Annotated in this window: 16 protein-coding genes and 1 pseudogene; 7 read left to right on the plus strand and 10 right to left on the minus strand. The window is 37.0% G+C overall.

What is annotated here, in order from left to right; translation table 11 throughout:
- Positions 1-78: 78 nt before the first annotated feature.
- From IPO46_08660 to mscL, 10 genes and pseudogenes are all read right to left on the minus strand, one after another.
- Entirely contained in the window at positions 79-447 is a 369-nt protein-coding gene (locus tag IPO46_08660) for a hypothetical protein (protein QQS62199.1), read from the minus strand.
- A 2-nt stretch (positions 448-449) separates the two neighbouring features.
- A complete protein-coding gene (locus IPO46_08665; GenBank protein ID QQS62200.1) occupies positions 450-722 on the minus strand; it encodes a hypothetical protein in 273 nt (90 codons plus the stop codon).
- 265 nt (positions 723-987) lie between these two features.
- Positions 988-2,057: pseudogene (locus tag IPO46_08670) on the minus strand (IS3 family transposase).
- A 62-nt stretch (positions 2,058-2,119) separates the two neighbouring features.
- Positions 2,120-2,572: a hypothetical protein gene (locus IPO46_08675; GenBank protein QQS62201.1), complete on the minus strand. Its 453-nt coding sequence runs from the start codon at positions 2,570-2,572 to the stop codon at positions 2,120-2,122.
- Positions 2,573-3,481: 909 nt separating this feature from the next.
- Entirely contained in the window at positions 3,482-5,260 is a 1,779-nt protein-coding gene (locus tag IPO46_08680; GenBank protein ID QQS62202.1) for a hypothetical protein, read from the minus strand.
- Positions 5,261-5,498: 238 nt separating this feature from the next.
- Positions 5,499-6,179 carry a hypothetical protein gene (locus IPO46_08685; protein ID QQS62203.1) on the minus strand — a complete coding sequence of 227 codons (681 nt, stop codon included), beginning with the start codon at positions 6,177-6,179 and terminating at the stop codon, positions 5,499-5,501.
- Between the two features lie 138 nt (positions 6,180-6,317).
- On the minus strand, positions 6,318-7,028 hold the full coding sequence (locus IPO46_08690; protein ID QQS62204.1) for a transporter: 711 nt from the start codon (positions 7,026-7,028) through the stop codon (positions 6,318-6,320).
- 33 nt (positions 7,029-7,061) lie between these two features.
- Entirely contained in the window at positions 7,062-7,862 is an 801-nt protein-coding gene (locus IPO46_08695; protein ID QQS62205.1) for a segregation/condensation protein A, read from the minus strand.
- 94 nt (positions 7,863-7,956) lie between these two features.
- Complete coding sequence (locus IPO46_08700) at positions 7,957-8,904, minus strand: DUF3078 domain-containing protein (GenBank protein QQS64362.1); 948 nt, start codon at positions 8,902-8,904, stop codon at positions 7,957-7,959.
- A gap of 147 nt (positions 8,905-9,051) precedes the next feature.
- On the minus strand, positions 9,052-9,453 hold the full coding sequence (mscL, locus tag IPO46_08705; GenBank protein QQS62206.1) for a large conductance mechanosensitive channel protein MscL: 402 nt from the start codon (positions 9,451-9,453) through the stop codon (positions 9,052-9,054).
- A 103-nt stretch (positions 9,454-9,556) separates the two neighbouring features.
- Between mscL and IPO46_08710 the strand changes: the two genes are divergently transcribed.
- The 7 genes from IPO46_08710 to IPO46_08740 all read left to right on the plus strand — a co-directional run bounded on the left by IPO46_08710 (position 9,557) and on the right by IPO46_08740 (position 18,518).
- Positions 9,557-10,420 (plus strand): DMT family transporter, encoded by an 864-nt coding sequence (locus tag IPO46_08710; GenBank protein QQS62207.1) that lies wholly within the window; start codon positions 9,557-9,559, stop codon positions 10,418-10,420.
- Positions 10,421-10,612: 192 nt separating this feature from the next.
- Positions 10,613-11,059 carry a MarR family transcriptional regulator gene (locus tag IPO46_08715; GenBank protein ID QQS62208.1) on the plus strand — a complete coding sequence of 149 codons (447 nt, stop codon included), beginning with the start codon at positions 10,613-10,615 and terminating at the stop codon, positions 11,057-11,059.
- Positions 11,060-11,113: 54 nt separating this feature from the next.
- Positions 11,114-12,337 carry a pyridoxal phosphate-dependent aminotransferase family protein gene (locus IPO46_08720; protein QQS62209.1) on the plus strand — a complete coding sequence of 408 codons (1,224 nt, stop codon included), beginning with the start codon at positions 11,114-11,116 and terminating at the stop codon, positions 12,335-12,337.
- Positions 12,334-13,458, plus strand: coding sequence for a hypothetical protein (locus IPO46_08725; protein QQS62210.1), 1,125 nt, complete (start codon positions 12,334-12,336; stop codon positions 13,456-13,458). The genes IPO46_08720 and IPO46_08725 overlap by 4 nt, the downstream gene beginning before the upstream one ends.
- A complete protein-coding gene (locus IPO46_08730; protein ID QQS64363.1) occupies positions 13,452-14,435 on the plus strand; it encodes an NAD(P)-dependent oxidoreductase in 984 nt (327 codons plus the stop codon). Before IPO46_08725 ends, IPO46_08730 begins: the two co-directional genes overlap by 7 nt.
- Positions 14,436-14,474: 39 nt before the next feature.
- Positions 14,475-15,800 carry an inositol-3-phosphate synthase gene (locus IPO46_08735; protein QQS62211.1) on the plus strand — a complete coding sequence of 442 codons (1,326 nt, stop codon included), beginning with the start codon at positions 14,475-14,477 and terminating at the stop codon, positions 15,798-15,800.
- A gap of 168 nt (positions 15,801-15,968) precedes the next feature.
- The gene (locus IPO46_08740; GenBank protein QQS62212.1) at positions 15,969-18,518 is read left to right on the plus strand and encodes a carboxypeptidase-like regulatory domain-containing protein; all 2,550 of its coding nucleotides are present in this window, start codon (positions 15,969-15,971) and stop codon (positions 18,516-18,518) included.
- The last annotated feature ends 381 nt before the right edge of the window (positions 18,519-18,899 follow it).

Consider the following 18,899-nt stretch of genomic DNA (forward strand, 5'->3'; position numbering starts at 1 on the left):
TGATAGATCAGGCAGTGGATGTTTTTTCACTCTCTCTCAGGCTTCAATACCTGCAAAAATCAACTGTGATGTAAACAACTATTTAGAATAAAAAATGTTTTTGAATACAATTGTACTGTCTGGTAATAAATGTATTTCAACTGAATAAAATTGTGGCCTCCCGGTTAAATCCTGGTAATCACCTGCGTCAATAACCTTACCATTTTTAAGTATAATGGAAACTCCAATGAAACAATCATGTTTGTTTAAAGATACCTTATTCCAATTGATTGTTTTATTATCCGCCTTTTTTTGAGGCCATTCTATTGTTTCGTTATAGTTGTTAATACCTATTATAATTTTTTTGGGAATAATATTTGATTTATTGACAAAATAAAACTGAGTTGAATTTTTCTTACATGCGCTTAAGGACAATAGCAGGAATAAATTTATTGTTATAAATTTCATAACTATTGATTTGTGGGAATAACTGTAGTATTGGAATTAATTCCATGAGTTGCTGAATGAGGGCTGCCATCTGGCCCAATAAAATAATAAGGATCTCCAGTAGGATTTATTATAACCCCGTTTTGATTATATTTTGGCAAAAAAATAGGGCTTAAATATTGCAATGAGCCAAATAATAACATTTGCATTATTACTTCAGAAATATAAGAATTAGTATATGTAGAATTACAACTTTGACAATAGTTAATTCCTTCTGTATTATTATGAACGTCCATAACTTTTTCTTTAATAAGTTGTACGGGTGTAAGCGTCCCCTTTTTTCGGTCAATCCAAAATTAGAGTTTTCTGTTCAGCTTTTTGTTTTTTTAATACTTTATCTGTAAGCGTCCCCTTTTTTCGGTCAATCCCAAATCAGAGTTTTCTGTTCAGCTTTTTGTTTTTTAATACTTTATCCACTAACCGGCTCTCTTCAATTTGAAAAGGATTTCCGTTCGCCGTTTGTGGATAAAGCTTTTGTGCATATTTTGAACATTGGCACCATTTTTCAGCAAACATCAGAGGCGATTGATATTGTAAGGATTTGTGCGGCCTCTCTGTGTTGTAATCCTGCCTCCATTTCTCACAATGTTCCCTTACTTCTCTCATTGTTGTAAATATATATGCGTTTAATAATTCACGGCGTATGCTCCCGTTTTTCTTTCAATAAAAGCATTCTGCATTGGGCGACCTGGTTGTATAAACTGAAGTGTAATGTGTCGCTTACTGCACCATTCTTCTAATTTATGACTGATAAATTCAGGACCGTTATCCATCCTGATATTGGCAGGGCAACCCCGCTCTTGTACCAATCGCTCCAGCACCCTTATTACTCTTAGAGTAGGCAATGAAGTGTCAGTTTCTATTGCCAGAGATTCCCTGTTAAAATCTTCCAATACATTAAACAGGCGTATTTTTCGGCCATCCTGTAAACTATCATTCATAAAGTCTATGCTCCACATTTGGTTAAAACTTGTGGGTAGTGTTAAGGGTTGCTTTATCCTTTCCGGTAAACGTTTTTGGGCTTGCGCCTGATGTTTAAATTCATTTTCCTATATACACGCCTCACTCGCTTATGATTCCAACCATAGCCACGGTTGCGCAGTCGATAAAAGCTTTGCCAAAAGCCAATAACCGGATGCTTCTTCACAAGTCCTTCAAGGGCATCCTCTATCTGAGAATCATCTTTTGTTTTAGCTGTATATTGAAAACTGCTCCGTGGTAGCTTCACGATTTTGCAAGCCTTGCTAACACAACAATGTGCTTCTTCTATTAGTTGAAACACAGCTTCTCTTTTGTCAGCAGGCGTTATAACTTTTTTCGATAAAACCTTTCATTGCCCGGTTCTCGAAAGTGAGCTCCGCTACTATTTTTTTGTACTGCGATAACTCCGCTTCCATTTCTTTTATGCGCTTTACATCACTGGTTTCCATGCCGCCATATTTGGCTTTCCAGTTGTAAAAGGTAGCATCGCTAATACCCAACTCACGGCAAACATCCTTGGCAGGTATGCCGCTTTCCTGTTTCTTAATTGAAGCCACTATCTGGCTTTCGGTAAATCTTGTTCTTTTCATAATTGACAATTTTAAAATTAAAGATTATTCTCTAATTTCAAACTGCCGAAGATTGGGGACGCTTACACGGGCACCTCGCTTTCGTGGGCATTTGCAAACATAGTTACAATTTGTGCAGAAGTATATGGTGGCCATCCAACTGGCGGGGGATAAGGGGAAATACCTCTTGGGGTAACGTCACGTGTATTTAGTGCATTGAAAAAAGCGTGACGAAATGCATCTTTTTTGTCGTTTAAACCATAATTAGGGGGGTAATCTCCAAATTTAATCTGGGCCATTGCAAATGCTGGGTCTATATTTTGTTTTATTTCCCATGCCTGAACAGGAAATTCTTTAACTAAAGCCTTTTCTGCCGAAGTCAATTCATCATACGGTCCAGTTCCATTTTCTATATCGAGGTTAAAATTATTTGAATTGTTTAGCCATATATTATTTTCCCACCACACTTCTGTTCCGGCATTAAACCCATTATTATAGGAATCTACAAATATCAGATAATCTGAATCATTAATCATCTTATTCAAATGTTCCCTGCAAATTTCTTTATTCTCGTTACTTGCATTAATTAGTATATATTGATAAAGTTGATATACATTAATGAGATTTTGTTCAAGAAAATTTATTTGTTCATTAGTTAAAATTAAGGAGGTAACTAAATAATATAATTCATCCTCTCCTTCTAGAGGTATCCAACCATCACCTTCAGTTGGTACAGGGCAATCGCCTGGGTCTTCAATATTATTGGTTGCGGTAAATGGAGTTGGGTTGTTTTACTTCTCGGTTCGTGGCACACGAAACGAAGACAGAAGTAAGGATACTTTCCACCAAAGCATTCGTGTGCCACGAACGCAGGCGTAAAAATGTGTAGTTGAAGTTAAGAACTAAGGCTGAACATTGAAGATCGAGCCCAGACCGCTACTGATTCTTGTACATAGCTGATGTTACATTTTACAGCCCTACTTTTGCAAATACTTTTGTTGGCAGAAGTATTTATGGGTTACTTTTTTTAGGTAGTATCATATTGTATTTTTTAGCTGTATCAATGGTGATAATAAAGTCTGGTTCCACATTATTATTTGACAACGACACAACACCATCTGGAATACACCGATAATATCTTTTTGAAATATAGTCATGTTCTTCATGATATACTTTTTTGTCATACACTGTATTAATTATTAAAGTGTCACCAGAGTACTTTAATTGAGTGCTTACAAGATTTGAGTCATTACGTTTTCCAGATACTAAATAAGAAAAAAGTGAGTAACGACTATTTGGAAAGCAAATAGTATGAAAAGTTGCGTTCAAATCCTCTTCATGCAAGTACGAATTATGCTTATATACGGTGTACTTCCTATTACAGATGTTGATAGTTTTCTTCGTCGCATCGCAACTCACTATTGCGAGAATTATATATATGTATATTAGTTTAATACCCATATTTCTATTTTATCAATTGTTGAAATATTTTCTGGCAAGGCGTATCCACCGAGACATTCACCATAAGTCATTAAATCCACATGACCAGAATAACTGCCTCCATTTGTTGCCAAATTATATATACCATGAATATTTTGACTACGTAAATTTTTCAAAAAATTATTCAAAGTAGTTCTGTTGCCATTTATTTGTGCAGAAGATATGGAATAAGTGGGATTACCAAACCGTTTATGCATATATGCATTGAAGCCTTTTGCATTGAGAATATATATCAAATTATTTGCTCCATAACCTGTGTTTGCCGTACCGGGCGGTATTCTAAAAGGGTAACTTGTGCCAACTTTTATCTGATTAAAAGCCCATGAACCTCGTATTGCACATGCATTCTGGTAATTTGGTTTTCCATATTCAGATTTTAGAGGGTCACCGACCATTTTATACACTGAATCACTCTTCATATATGATATGCCGTTAGCTGTTGTAATCTTTGGGAATTTCTCGGTGAATTGTTGTAAAGTTGGTAATGCTATTTGTTGAAAAACAGTATTGGGATTTTCCCAATAAGTAGCATCATATAATCCATCTCCTTCTTCTGGAAGAGATAAGTAATATTTTACTTCATCATTTGAAATAGAGTTATCCTGAATTAACCAATTAATTAACTCTTTAACTAAATATATTGATTGTTCATTAAAATTATAACTATATAGGAAACCAATAAAATCATCTTTATTAAGATAATTAGCATTATCATTCCACCAATTTTGTTGAATTATAGTTAGGCCTTGATAAAACAAATTTAGGTTAATGTCATTATCATCCTCCAACGGTATCCATCCATCACCCGGGCCGGGTACAGGGCAATCGCCTGGGTCTTCTATATTATTGGTTGCTGTAAAAGGAGCTGGGTTGTTTTGTGTGGTTTCGCAGGGGTAAACATAAGGTATTGGCCCATCGCCATTGCTTCCGCCGCCTTCACCCGTTGAGCCGCCTCCTGTTGAGCCAAGTATATCGGGATATTCTACTGTTGTACAATTGGTATTGGTTTCGGTATAAAAATAACATACGGGAGGATTTGATATACAATTTCCTGCATCAAATCCACCATTAGCCCTGCAATATGACCTGGATCCACAAAAAGAAAAGTTTTGGGTAAACGTACTACATAATATTAAATACCTCATGCCTGCGCTATCCGTTATGCTAAAATTAATTTCATCAATATTTATAGATTGTGTTAATACATGGGTGGTATCTTTGCTAAAAAGTTTTTGATCAGTTATTTTATAATAATCTTCATTAAATACGGTTTTATTTAACACCATACTCAGCATGGCAAATGCCGAAGATGCGGTTTTTGAATTATCTAATTTTTCTTCGTAAGCTTTATAATCTTTGGCAAGAGAATAGCTAAGGCTTACGCTATCATTGAGCGTTGCCTTTATAAAACCTTTAACGCTAAACTCGCCTTCCATTACAAAGGGTATTAAAATAGTAGTATCGGTAACGCCATCGAGGTTGCTGCCGTTAAGGCTGGCATTGGCATATTGTTTTTGAGAAGTACCCATCAATACTTTGTTCCAAACAGGGAAGCCGTTTTGAGCAGCAAATTTGGTTACAAATTCCTTTACATTATTGCGCCGTTTAATTTCATTTATTACTCTCATAACGGAAGCATTGGTGCCTGAAGGTATGGTAAAGAATTTATCTTCTACATTAGGCTTTGCATTATAAACATCTTCTTTTTTACAGTTCAGTTGCAAAAAACACAAAATTGCCAATGCGGCTAAAAAAACCCGGGGGGGGGAATTTAATTTTCATAAACAGCAGGTTTAAGGTTAAAATTTTATTGGTACAAATATATGGGTAACCGGCATAAATAAACAATACCCGGAATTAGGTATTTTAAAAAAAGTTAAGCAGCTTGGTAACTACTAAATAATTATAGAAATAAAACTGCTTCGGTAACTAAATGCAAGGTGAAGGCTACTGTGTAGCCGATTACAACGAGGTCTTCCCTTCTCTCAGCGCTTTCTTTTTTCCGCTGTTCTTTTTTTCCCATTCTATCATTTCGGGGGTTTTGGGCACTTCTTTCTTTTTGGGAGCATCGTTAGATACGGTGGTTTCTTTTGGCTTGGGTATTACTAACTGGTTGTTGAGGTATTCATCGGTACGGAGCAACCTTCCGCCGGGTTCGTAATATTTCCAAAAACCATGCTTTACGCTGTAAGGCTCGGCTTTTACTTTTTTCATTTCCAAAATTTCACCACTGCCGGTTCCATAAATGGGTATAAAAATATAGGGAGAATCGGGGTTAAAGCCTTTCCAGTTTTCTTCTCTTTCAATATCGCCCAGGTAATTATAATATTGCTGCAGCCCGTCTTTGCCGCCATGTATAAAGTTTTCTACGGCTATTAAATCACCGGTGAGGTTGTATTTGCGCCACATGCCTTCTTTCATGCCTTTGTTATATACGCCTTCTTCTTCAAAGCCGGGTTCGCCCCTTAGTTCTTCCACCTTTTCCACCCATTTGCCCTGCTTTAAATTATCTTTTGTAATGGCATTGAGGGTATCTCCATTTGCATTGAGCTTATAACTTTTGTATTGCTGCGCAAAAGCAGGATGAATCAAACAAAAAAATAAGGCAATAAAAAGAAGACCGTAAAATTTAACCTGTTGCATAGTATGCATTTTTCTTAAAGGGTTAACTATAAATTTATAAAAAAATTGTACCCAAATTTAATATTTTACCATGGAGTAAAATGTTAATTCTGCAATTACTAAAAAGGAAGAAAATATTGGGAAAAACCAGGAAGCTAATTATTTAAACCAGTAAGAAACGCCTGTAGTTGCATAAAATCTGTTTGCTTTGCTAAAAAGGGAATTGCCTACGGATATATCCAGTTGTAATTGTGGTTTTAACAAATACAAAACTCCAATATTTGCATTATGCTCATTTGCTGCTTTACTAAGGCTGGAGAAATACTCAACATAAGTGGAAATTTTATTGGAGGCAGCATAACTGATACCTGCGGTAATATTGAGGTTTTTAAATTCGTTTGAAGCGCCAACATTATAACCCAGTGAAAATTTATCGGAAATTTCATTTTCCATTGCCAGTTTCAATTCATATTGTATATCGTTTCCACGAAAATTTTTGCTGGCCCATTTTTCATTACTTATATAGCCCACAAATGAAATAGCAGGAATAATCTTTTTTTGCTGAATAAGCCTTTGCTTAACGCTAAAAACTATTGGTTTTAAGCCTGTGCTTTGCATTTCTTTTCCGGCATCGGTAACCAGGCGTAGTTCAGTAGATTGGGTTATGCCATATCGCAATAAAAGGTTGTTGGTAATAGTTTGTTTGGCAAATATCAACCCGTTTTCCAATTGCCACGAATTTTTGGGTATGGTAAAAACGCCATCGCCCTGGTCGGGCCTGTCGGTATTAATTGGGTTAGTTTGTGAAAAGGCTTCACCCAAAGGAAAACAAAAAACGATGTGTAAAATATGTTTTTTAATTTTTTTCATACTGCCGATTTCAAAAGGTAAGTAAAAGTTGTATTAATTGAGTGTGCTAAAACTTTCATCCATTAACGGTGCCAAAACTTCTTCTTCACGGTTTTCGTTCCATTCAATTATAAAATTGTTGCGGCCTTCCCCAACAATCATCTGCAAATATTTTTGCTGTACCAGCTCCAGTAAATTCAAAAAAATAAAAATAGCATGTATGCGGTCTATACATACATCAAATATTTTTTCGAAAGTTAAGGTTTTATGAGTGCTGGATGTGCTGAGGATATATTCCCTCACATCTTCCATAGTATAATTGTAATGTACTACTGTATGCACGGGTTTGTTATTGCGCTCCTGGAGTTTTTGCACTATTTTTTCAAATGCCTTCATTAGTTTGTACAGCGTTACCGTTTGTATTTCTGTACCTTCGCCGGCTTCTTCACCAATGGTATTGAGTTCTTTTTGCAGGTTGCCCCTTTTAATCATTTGCATCCTTATTTCTTCCAGCCTGCTCAGTTGCGTAGCCGCTTCTTTAAATTTTTTGTATTCCAGGAGCTTGTCAATGAGTTCCTGCCTTGGGTCAATTTCATTTCCTTCGGCGTCGAGCTCTTTCCTGGGCAGCAGCATTTTGGCTTTAATACGCATAAGGGTGCTTACAAATAAAATAAACTCGCTGCTGAGTTCTATATTCAACTGCTCACTGTTATGGATGTGATCCAAAAAGTCGTTGATGAGTTTGGTAATGGGAATGTTGTAAATATCCAGTTCGTCCCTTTCTATAAAAAACAGCAAAAGGTCAAACGGGCCTTCAAATTCCTCTAATTTTATCTGGTATGTAGATGCAGCCATTTAATAAGTGATTAGCTGGTAAAATTATACAAAAAAGCCTTGCATCATTGCAGATACAAGGCTTTTGTGGAAAACTCCGATATTGAGCTGAATATTATTTTTTGTAATTGGCAAAATTGTAGGCAAACCCAATGCCCATGAGTTGCAGGATTTGTGGCGCCGGGCCTTTACCAGGTTTTACATTAGCCACATCATCATCGTAAATAATATCTACATTAAGGTTAAAGTTGATGTATTTGGTGAGCTTTGCGGTAAGCAAATTGGTCCAGTAAATATCAATGTTTTGAGGGTTGCTTTTGTAATTGGAAAATAAATCCAACTTGCTTTTAAATGAAGTGGTACTGTTTAAAGCTTTTTGAAAATTGGCAGAAGCAAAAGCGCCCAATTCATTTTTTACGGTTTTGCCGGGTTTAATGCCATAAGCAGGAGCAAGGGTTTTATCGCTCACTAAAATCCAGCGGGCAGTAGCCGGTGATATAAAAAACGAAAAATTATCATTGGGCTTATAATCGAGGCCCGGAGATAAAAGGATATAGGCAGGCGCAAAGCCTTTGGAGGTGAGTACAGCGCTATCTGCACCTGCAGCATTTTTTAAATAAGTATAACCATTGGCAAACTGGGTACGCAGGTTACCCATTAAAGCCACATTCCATTTTTTGCTGATGGCATGGCCATATTTTGACAATAAATCAATACGGTCCGATGCTTTTCTGCTGCCCAAGCTGGTAGTTTTTACAATGCCATAAGCCAGGTCAAGTGAGTTGTCCCATGATTTTTTGCCTTCTTTATAAAAAGCAAATAAGCTGAGCATTGAATTTATAGAAAGAGAAAATTTATCGCCACCTGCACTCCAGTTACTCAATGTTCCCTGGTTGAGGTTGATGCCAAAGTTGCCGCCTTTTTTCCATTTGAGGCTTACGGTGTCTTTGGGATCTTTGGCAATGGATTTTGTGGCGTCGTTTTTAAGGTCTTTTACCGATGCATCCTGTGCCGATGCTGTTAAAATGGCAAAAGATAAAAGAGTGAAGATTATTTTTTTCATCATGCTTGTGTTTTTTGAGAAATATATTTTTTTGAAATTAATAAATAACAAATACAGCAATAAAAGAAAAGGTTCCGTTACACAATTAAATTACAATTGTTATTGGGAACCTTTTCATTGCGCAATGCTAATTAGCGAAGTGAAGAATTATTTTTTTAAAGAATCCCTTATTTCGGTAAGTAGCGTTTCTGTAGCAGATGGTGCTGGTACAGCGTTGGGGTCTTTTTTTAGCAGAGCCTTAATTACCCAATAGCAAACTAAGGCAACCAGTAAAAACGAAATGAGTTCGGTAATAAAATTACCATAGCCAAATACCACGCCGGTTCCGGCTACTTCTTTACCATCGGCTCCCATTTCTGGTGCCCTGAAAACATACTTCAATTCTTTAAAGTTTTTACCGCCTGTAATTATACCCAGTATTGGCGATATTAGATCGTTGATAAATGCGCTAACAACTTTTCCAAAAGCTGTGCCCATTAAAAAAGCAATAGCCATATCGGGCAGGTTGCCTTTAGTGGCAAAGGTTTTAAAATCTTTAATAAATCCCATTGTGTAAAGTTTTAAGGTGAAGTGCAAATATAGTGCTTAAGAAAAATTATATGTAGGCAGATGTTGCTATTATTTGTACTAATGCCTTTAATTTTGTTTTCTATTGAAATTTGAATCTGGCAATTGGGTTTTATTTATTCTCCTTTCCATTGTTTGGGGCAGTAGTTTTATCCTTATGAAGGAAGGCTTGATTTACCTTAGCGCCTGGGAGGTTGCTTCCATTAGGGTTATTGCAGCAGGCCTGGTATTATTACCCTTGGCAATAAAAAGCTTTAGAGAAATACCCAATGAGAAAAAAGGGTATGTAATATTATCCGGCACTTTGGGTAGTTTATTGCCCGCCTATCTTTTTTGTATTGCCGAAGAGCAGGTAAGCAGTGCATTAGCAGGGGTGTTTAACTCTCTCACTCCGGTTTTTGTGCTTTTTGTTGGTGCTTTATTTTTTGGGCAAAGTACAAAGCCTGGTAAAATACTGGGTATTACCGTAGCTTTTTTAGGCTCGGTTTTACTTTTTTTTTCACAGGAAAATACCCAGTCCAATAATATTATTTATGTATTGTTTATAGTAATTGCCACATTTTTTTATGGCTTAAATGTAAACATTGTAAACCGGAATTTAAAGGGACTTCCTTCGCTTAAAGTGGTTTCATTGGCCTTGGTTTTTAATGCTATTCCGGCAATGGTTGTATTACTAAATACGGATTATTTTTCGAAATCATTTAATGGGCAATTTTTATGGGGTACATTCTGTGCCTGCATTTTGGGCTGGGCAGGCACTGCTTTGGCATCTGTGTTGTTTTATAAATTAATAAAACAAGCAGGTATCGTTTTTTCTTCAATGGTAACCTATGGAATTCCCGTTGTAGCCATTATTTGGGGTATGCTTTATGGGGAAGATGTTGGAATTGCCCAATGGTCTTGCATGTTCATAATTTTATTAGGCGTATTTTTAGCAACAAGAAAATAATTTCTATTGGTACATTTTTTATTGTACCTATTTTTTACATATATTTCAGTAAAACCTTAATAGAAGAGCAAAGAAAAATTTATAATATTTGCCGCAGATTACAGATATTTACAATAGGCTTTTTAAATAGTGCATTAATAATTAATATTAATAGTATACCTTTGCGACTGTTCAATAGTCAACTAATAATTTATGGATTGTGCAGAACTGCCGCAAACGTTGGGTTTTATGCTTGTTCATACGGGTAAGCAACTCTTAAAAACCATTAACGGAAAGTTTAATGAAATTACTGGTGATATTACCTTTGAGCAACTGGGCTTGTTATATTTTATATCAAGGCATAAGAACAGGGAAAATGGGTTAATACAGCAAAATATAGCCGAGGTAATGGAAAAAACCAAATCGGCTATTTTAAGATCTATAGATATACTGGAAGAAAAAGGGTTGGTAAAAAGATTACCAGTACCTGGGGACAGGCGAAAAAACATAATTGAACTCACCAACTCAGGCAAGTTAATTTCTGAAAAAGTACACAGCTTTTTTTTGAGTTATGACGATACTTTAAGAAAAGACATTGCCGTAAAAGACATTGAAACTTGTATGAGCGTACTCTGCAAAATTCAGGAAAAATGCAAATAATGAAATTTGAAATTTATAGCATATACAATAATTAGTTTAACCTAAATCAACAAAATGGCTAATTACGCTTTGGGAAACAAAATTGCGGCGTTTAATAAAAAAATTGAAGAGTTAAAAGCTGCGGATATCTATCCTTTTTTCAGGCCGCTGGAATCTGACCAGGATACAGAAGTAATTATTAACGGAAAGCGGGTATTGATGTTTGGGAGCAATAGTTACCTTGGTCTTACCAACCATCCTTATATAAAAGAAGCCACAAAAAAAGCGGTAGATAAATATGGCAGCGGTTGTGCCGGTTCCCGTTTTTTAAACGGCACACTCGATTTGCATATAGAGCTGGAAAATGCACTGGCCCAATTTGTAGGCAAAGAAGCAGCGCTGGTTTTTAGCACTGGTTACCAAGTGAACCTGGGTGTAATTTCTGCATTGGGTGCAAGGGGGGATTATATTTTTTTAGATGAACTCAATCATGCATGCATTATTGATGGCGCAAGGCTTTCTTTTTCCCGGATATATAAGTACGGCCATTCCGATATGGCACACCTGGAAAAACTCCTTGCCGCAGTACCGCATGAATCTTTTAAACTTATTGTTACCGATGGTGTTTTTAGTATGGAAGGCGATATAGCCAAACTTTCTGAAATTACCGCACTTGCCAAAAAATACAATGCTGCTGTTTTTGTGGATGATGCCCATTCGCTGGGTGTTTTAGGGCCAACAGGTAATGGCACAGCAGCACATTTTAATATCGGTCATGATGTAGACCTTATTATGGCTACATTCAGTAAATCCCTGGCATCTATTGGCGGGTTTATTGCCGCAGACAGGGATGTAATTGAATACCTGAAACACCATGCCCGCTCCCTAATGTTTAGCGCCAGCATTTCGCCGGCAGCGGCTGCAAGCGCCTTAGCGGCATTACATGTTTTAAAAACCGAGCCCGAGCGCATTGATAAATTATGGCAAAATACAAAATATGCCATAGACCTTTTTAGCAATGCAGGTTTTGATATTGGCCCTACAGAATCCCCAATCATTCCTTTATTTGTAAGAGATAACGAAAAAACATTCCTTATGGCAAGGATGCTTATGGACGAAGGGGTTTTTGTAAACCCTGTGGTTTCGCCTGCCGTAGCAAGTGAAGCTTCTCTAATACGGTATTCATTAATGGCAACACATTCTTTTAAACAAATAGATTACGCCTTTGATAAAATAAAAAAAGTAGCATTTAAATTAAAAGTGCCCATGGTAAATACTGTAAACACAGTTAAAGTATGATGACGATTAAAAAGGTTGGCTCTAAAGCAGAACTAGCAAAATTTATTGACTTTCCGCATGAACTGTATAAAGATGATGTGCATTATGTTCCGGAACTGCATATAGCACAAAGGGATATTTTAACGCCGGGGAAACACCCTTTTCATGAACATTCCACCCTACAGGCATTTTTATTATATAACAACGATAAAATTATTGGAAGAATAGCGGCAATCCTCAATAATAATTATAACCAGTTCAACCATTGCCACGAGGGCTTTTTTGGTTTTTTTGAGGTAATTGAAAATAAGCAGGCTGCAAAAATGCTCTTTGATGCTGCCGAAGAATGGCTAAAAGAAAAAAAAGTAACGGCAATACTTGGCCCCGCAAACCCTACTACCAACGATCCTACGGGTTTGCTTATTGATGGGTTTGATGCCCCACCGGTTGCCATGATGACTTATAACAAACCTTATTATGCCAGCTTGCTGGAAGAATTGGGTTATAAAAAGAAAACCGATTTGCTGGCTTACGATTTACCCACGCAAACTGTAGATCAACGATCAGTAAAACTCAGGGCTTCGCTGGAGCAAAGGTTGCAGCATAAAGGAATAGTTGTGAGGCCAATTAATATGAAGGATTTTAATAACGAAGTAGAGAAATTGTTGCAGGTTTATAATGCAGCCTGGGATAAAAACCTGGGCTTTGTTCCCATGACGGAAGCCGAATTCCGTTACCTGGCAAAAGATCTCAAAATGATTTTAGATAAAGACTTTTGCCTGGTTGCCGAGCATAATGGAAAAATGATAGGGTTTGCTTTGGCAATTCCCGATATCAACCAAATATTAATAAAAATAAAAAAAGGGCGCTTGTTGCCTACGGGGATTTTTAAATTGCTTTTGGGAAAGAAAAAAATTGATTACGTAAGGGTGCTGGCGTTGGGTGTTACAGAACCTTATAGAAAATTAGGAATTGAAGCCTGCTTTTATGCAAGGATAATAGAAAAGGCAAAGGGAAAAAACATTCGTGGTGGCGAAGCATCCTGGATTTTGGAAGATAACGAAATGATGAATAAAGGGCTGGAACACCTCAATGCAAAACTGTACAAGCGCTACCGGGTAGTGGAAAAGATAGTATCATGAAACGGGTATTAATAACCGGTGCAAACGGTTTTTTGGGTTTTCATTTAATAAATGCAGCATTAGCCCAAAAATTTGAGGTATTTGCCGGCCTCAGGAAAAATAGCAAGGCAGAGCACCTAAGTCAGTTGCCCATTCAATACAGTTATTTGAATTATGAAAATGTAGAAGATTTAACTAAGGAAATAGCCGATAAAAAAATTAACTACATTATTCATGCTGCCGGCACCACAAAGGCTTTAAAGCAGCAAGTATTTGAACAGGTGAATGTAGCCTATACAGTAAACCTGGCAAAAGCAGCGCAAATGTCGGGAAATAGTTTTTTGAAAATGGTTTTTATCAGCAGCCTGGCAGCAGTAGGTCCGCTCAAAGCCAATGAAGGAATAATTACAGAAAAAACTTTTCCCAGCCCGCTTACCAGCTATGGAAAAAGTAAGCTTTTGGCAGAAAGGAAACTGGCCGAGTTGGATATCGAATCGGTAATACTGAGGCCCACGGCCATTTACGGGCCAAGGGAAAAAGAGATTTTTGTAATTATTAAAACCTTGTTGAAAGGAATTGACGCTAATATAGGTTCAAAGCCGCAAAAATTAAGTTTTGTTTATGCATCAGATGTAGCCGATGCAGCTATAAATGCATTACTATCAAATGCGAAAGCAGTATTTAATATATCGGATGGAAACAGTTATAGTAAATACGACTTTGCCGATGCTCTAAAACATATTGTAAATAAAAAAGCCTTAAGGATGCATCTGCCACAATCAGCAGTACACTCATTGGCACACAGCCTTGAAAAGTTTAATGGCTGGCTCAATAAGCCTACCATGCTGAGCAGAGAAAAACTTAAAGAACTGGTAGCAGAAAATTGGATATGCGATATCAGCAAGGCAAAGCAGGAGTTGAACTTTATTCCAAAATTCAACTTAGAAACAGGGTTACAGGAAACTATTGAATGGTACAGGCAAAACAACTGGATTTAAGAAAAATAATAATAATTTTTAAATATAAAAACGCAAAACATGAAAGAACAAATTGCTCCCGCCGAAGGCAAACTAGGGATACTTATACCCGGCCTTGGTGCAGTAGCCACTACTTTTATTGCAGGTGTAGAAGCAGTAAAAAAAGGAATTGCCCACCCTGTAGGATCGTTAACACAAATGGGTAATATACGCCTGGGTAAAAGAACCGAAAACAGGCACCCCAAAATCAATGACTTTGTTCCCCTTGCCAAACTGGGTGATATAACTTTTGGCGGATGGGATGTATACGAAGACAACGTATATGAAGCAGCCATGCATGCCAAAGTGCTGGAGCAACCTTTACTCGATGCCGTAAAGCCCCAGCTGGAAGCCATAAAACCCATGAAAGCGGTTTTTGATAAATCTTATGTAAGCAACCTCGATGGTACCAACGTAAAAACAGCCGCAACTAAATACGACCTGGCCATGCAGGTAATTGATGATATTGAAAACTTTAAAAAACAAAATAACTGCAGCCGTGTGGTGATGGTTTGGTGCGGCAGTACCGAAAAATACATCAGTGAAGCAGACATACACAGCAGCATCGAAAAATTTGAAGCAGCTTTAAAAAATAATGAAAGCCTCATAGCGCCAAGTATGATTTATGCTTATGCTGCTTTAAAATGCGGCGTGCCTTTTGCCAATGGCGCACCCAATCTTACCTGCGATATCCCCGCTTTAATTGAACTCGCAAAAAAAACCAACACACCTATTGGTGGTAAAGATTTTAAAACCGGGCAAACCTTAATGAAAACTATTGTTGCGCCAGGCTTGTTTGCAAGGTCATTGGGCGTACGAGGATGGTTTTCTACAAATATTTTAGGCAACCGGGATGGTTATGTACTCGATCACCCCGATAATTTTAAAACCAAAGAAGTTTCAAAATTGAGTGTACTCGATGAAATTTTTAAGCCCGATAATAACCAGGAGCTTTACGGTGATTTATATCATAAAGTACGCATCAACTATTATCCTCCCCATGGTGATAATAAAGAAAGCTGGGATAATATTGACATCTTTGGATGGTTGAATTACCCCATGCAAATAAAAATAAATTTTCTTTGCAGAGATTCTATTTTGGCAGCGCCCATTGTGCTGGACCTTGCCCTGTTCCTCGACCTGGCAAAGCGTGCCAATATGAGTGGTATTCAGGAGTGGCTGTCGTTTTACTTTAAGTCACCACAAACTTTGGAAGGGTTGCCACCAGAGCATGATATTTTTAAACAATTAATGAAATTGCAAAATACTTTGCGCCACATAATGGGAGAAGATTTAATCACCCATCTTGGCCTGGATTATTACCAGGAGCTGGTAGAATCTTTATAAAAAAAAGTACAAAAAACAAAGTTGCCTGTAGCAGCAAACTGCAGGCAACTCATTTAAAAAATTTTTTTTAGGCTGAAGAAAAGTAAATTTTATTTTTTCTGAATCCTTTTCTTAATCCAATGTGTGTATCCTTAGAAGAAAGCATGAGCTATAAATGTGAAATAACAGATGAAACTAAAAGTAAAAGCAGGAGTGATTTTTATTTTTCTCCTGTTATTTGGTATTGGGTTTAATACAAATGCCCAAACTATTGTAAAAGGTATTGTACGGGATGGGATGTCAAAGCAAGCGCTTCCCATGGTAAGCGTGGTATTCCAGGGCAGCAAAGGAGTTGCCAGCAATGAAGATGGCAGCTTTTATATTCAAACGGAAAATACCAGGCAAACAACAATTGTATTTTCTTCATCCGGGTATAAAACCCAAAAGAAAACTATTGAGGCAGGTAAAGAACAGGTTTTAAATATTGAATTGGTGCCTGACCCTAAAGCTTTGGAAAAAGTAGTGGTAAAATCCAGCCGCAAAGCAAAATATTCCAATAAAAATAATCCTGCTGTAGAACTTATAAAAAAGGTAATTGATAATAAAAGCAATAACCGCTTGCATGCTTATGATTTTGTTCAATATGAGCAATACGAAAAACTGGACCTCGCCTTAACCAATAAGCCTGAAAAATTAATGAAGAGCAAGCTGCTCAAAAATTATGCTTTTATAATGGATAATGAGGACAGTATGGTGCTTGAGGGCCGCTCCATTATACCCATTTATCTTGAAGAGCGCCTGGCTAAAAAGTATTTCAGAAAAGAGCCGTATAAAAACAAAACGTTTTTACTGGGCGAAAAGAAAGTAAATTTTGGTGAGTTTTTCGATAGCAAAGGAATAAGTGCATATTTAGATAAACTCTATGCCGATATTGATATTTACTCCAACAATATTGCCATTTTAGCCACGCAATTCCTTAGCCCTATTGCCGATGCAGCGCCCTCTTTTTACCGGTTTTATATAAGGGATACTTCGGTAATTGATGGGGTGAAAGTGGTGCAAATGTATTTTACCCCAAGAAACATTAATGACCTTCTTTTTAGAGGAACCATGTATATTACTTTGGATGGAAATTATGCCGTACAAAAAATTAACATGACCATCAGCAAACATGCCAATCTAAACTGGACAAATGAATTACGCATTAACCAGGATTTTGAAAAAGGATCGGATAGCCGGTACCATGTTTCCAAAAGTGGTATGCTTGCAGAGTTTGCACTCACCAAAAAATCGGCAGGCAGCATTTTGGGGCAACGCACCGTTTCGTACAAAAATTACCTGGTAAACACGCCTGCACCCGACAGTGTTTATAAAGGAAAAGATTTGGTGCAAAGTACCGATCATCAATATGCCGATAGCTTTTGGACAGCTTCCCGCCATGTTCCACTTACCGTTTCGGAGGCAAAAGCCTATTATAATATAGACAGCTTGCGCAATATGAAATCTTACAATAAGCTCATAAAAGTGGCAACACTTTTATTTTCCGGCTACTGGGGATTGGGCGGTTTTGATATAGGTAATACCAACACATTTTATAGTTTTAATGATGTAGAAGGTTTTAGGGCAAGGATAGGCGGAAGAACCACCACTAACTTTAGCAAGCGAATTTATTTTGAACAATACCTGGCCTACGGCTTTAAAGATGAAAAATTCAAAGGCTCTGTTTCGGGCACGTTTTCACTAAACAATAAATCTATTTATTCGTATCCCTTAAAATATATAAAACTTACGTATCAATATGATACTAAAATACCAGGAAGGGAACTGCAATATGTTGCAGAAGATAATTTTTTCCTTTCTTTTAAAAGAGGCTCAAATAAAATGTATTTTTATAACCGCTCTTTAAAGGCAGAATTTGTAAATGAATTTGGGAAAAACTTTACCCTTAATGCGGGTATAAAACAATTACAGCAAACACCGGCGGGCAGTATTACATTTAAAAAAGGCCCGGTAGGTAATGAAACTATTGTAAATAATATTACTACCACCGAACTATCGGCAGAACTGCGGTGGGCTCCCAATGAAAAATTTTACCAGGGAAAAAATTACCGTACGCCAATTATTACCAAGAACCCCATTTTCCGGTTAAGGTATATTGCCGGTATCAAGGGGCTCTTCAATGGTGAGTATAGTTTTCAAAACATAAACCTCAACATTTCTAAAAGAATGTACATGGCGCAGGCCGGTTATACCGATTTAATAGTAGAAGGCGGATATGTTTTTGGCAAAGTGCCTTTTCCCCTGCTCACCATACATAAAGCCAACCAAACGTACGCATACCAGCTTAGCGCTTACAACCTCATGAATTTTATGGAATTTGTAAGTGATAAATATGCAGCTGCCAATGTTGACGTATACCTAAATGGGTTTATACTGAATCGTGTGCCATTATTACGCAAACTTAAGTTGAGAGAAGTGGCAAGTGTAAAAATTTTATTTGGCAGCCTGAGAGATGAAAACAACCCGGGCAAAAAAGATGATGTACTAAAATTTCCGGTAAATGAAAATGGTATTTTGACAACTTATAACCTCAATAGCGGCCCATACATTGAAGCCAGTGTGGGTATTGCCAATATTTTTAAACTGGTAAGGGTAGATTTGGTAAGGAGGCTAAGCTACCTCAATCATCCGCAGGTAAGCGAATGGGGCATAAGAACGAGGTTACGGCTGGACTTTTAAAAGAAAATTACCAGCCATCTTTTGGTAAAGCAATAAAGGGCTTTAAGTATCTTTACACAAAAAATTGAGTTGCTACAATAGGTACAAATTTTTAAGTAATTGTATTGAAAATTGTTTATAGCAAAGAAAATTATTTCACAGTTTGAAGCATACACAGTAATGTTTAACAATAACTTCAAGGAAACGTTTCCAAAAGTTCATTATTCTGTGCACAAATTTTTTTTACTTGACCTTATTTATTTTATTATTATGAATTTACTGAAGTTGGAATTAGTTTTTTTGCCGGCTATTTTGCTACAAGCCTTTTTGTATGTACCAAATTGGAATACCTGCTGCACCGCTTTATATTCATTGCAGATTTTCAATTAAAAAAGATAAACC

Source organism: Chitinophagaceae bacterium (genome assembly GCA_016699815.1).
GTDB lineage: Bacteria > Bacteroidota > Bacteroidia > Chitinophagales > Chitinophagaceae > Ferruginibacter.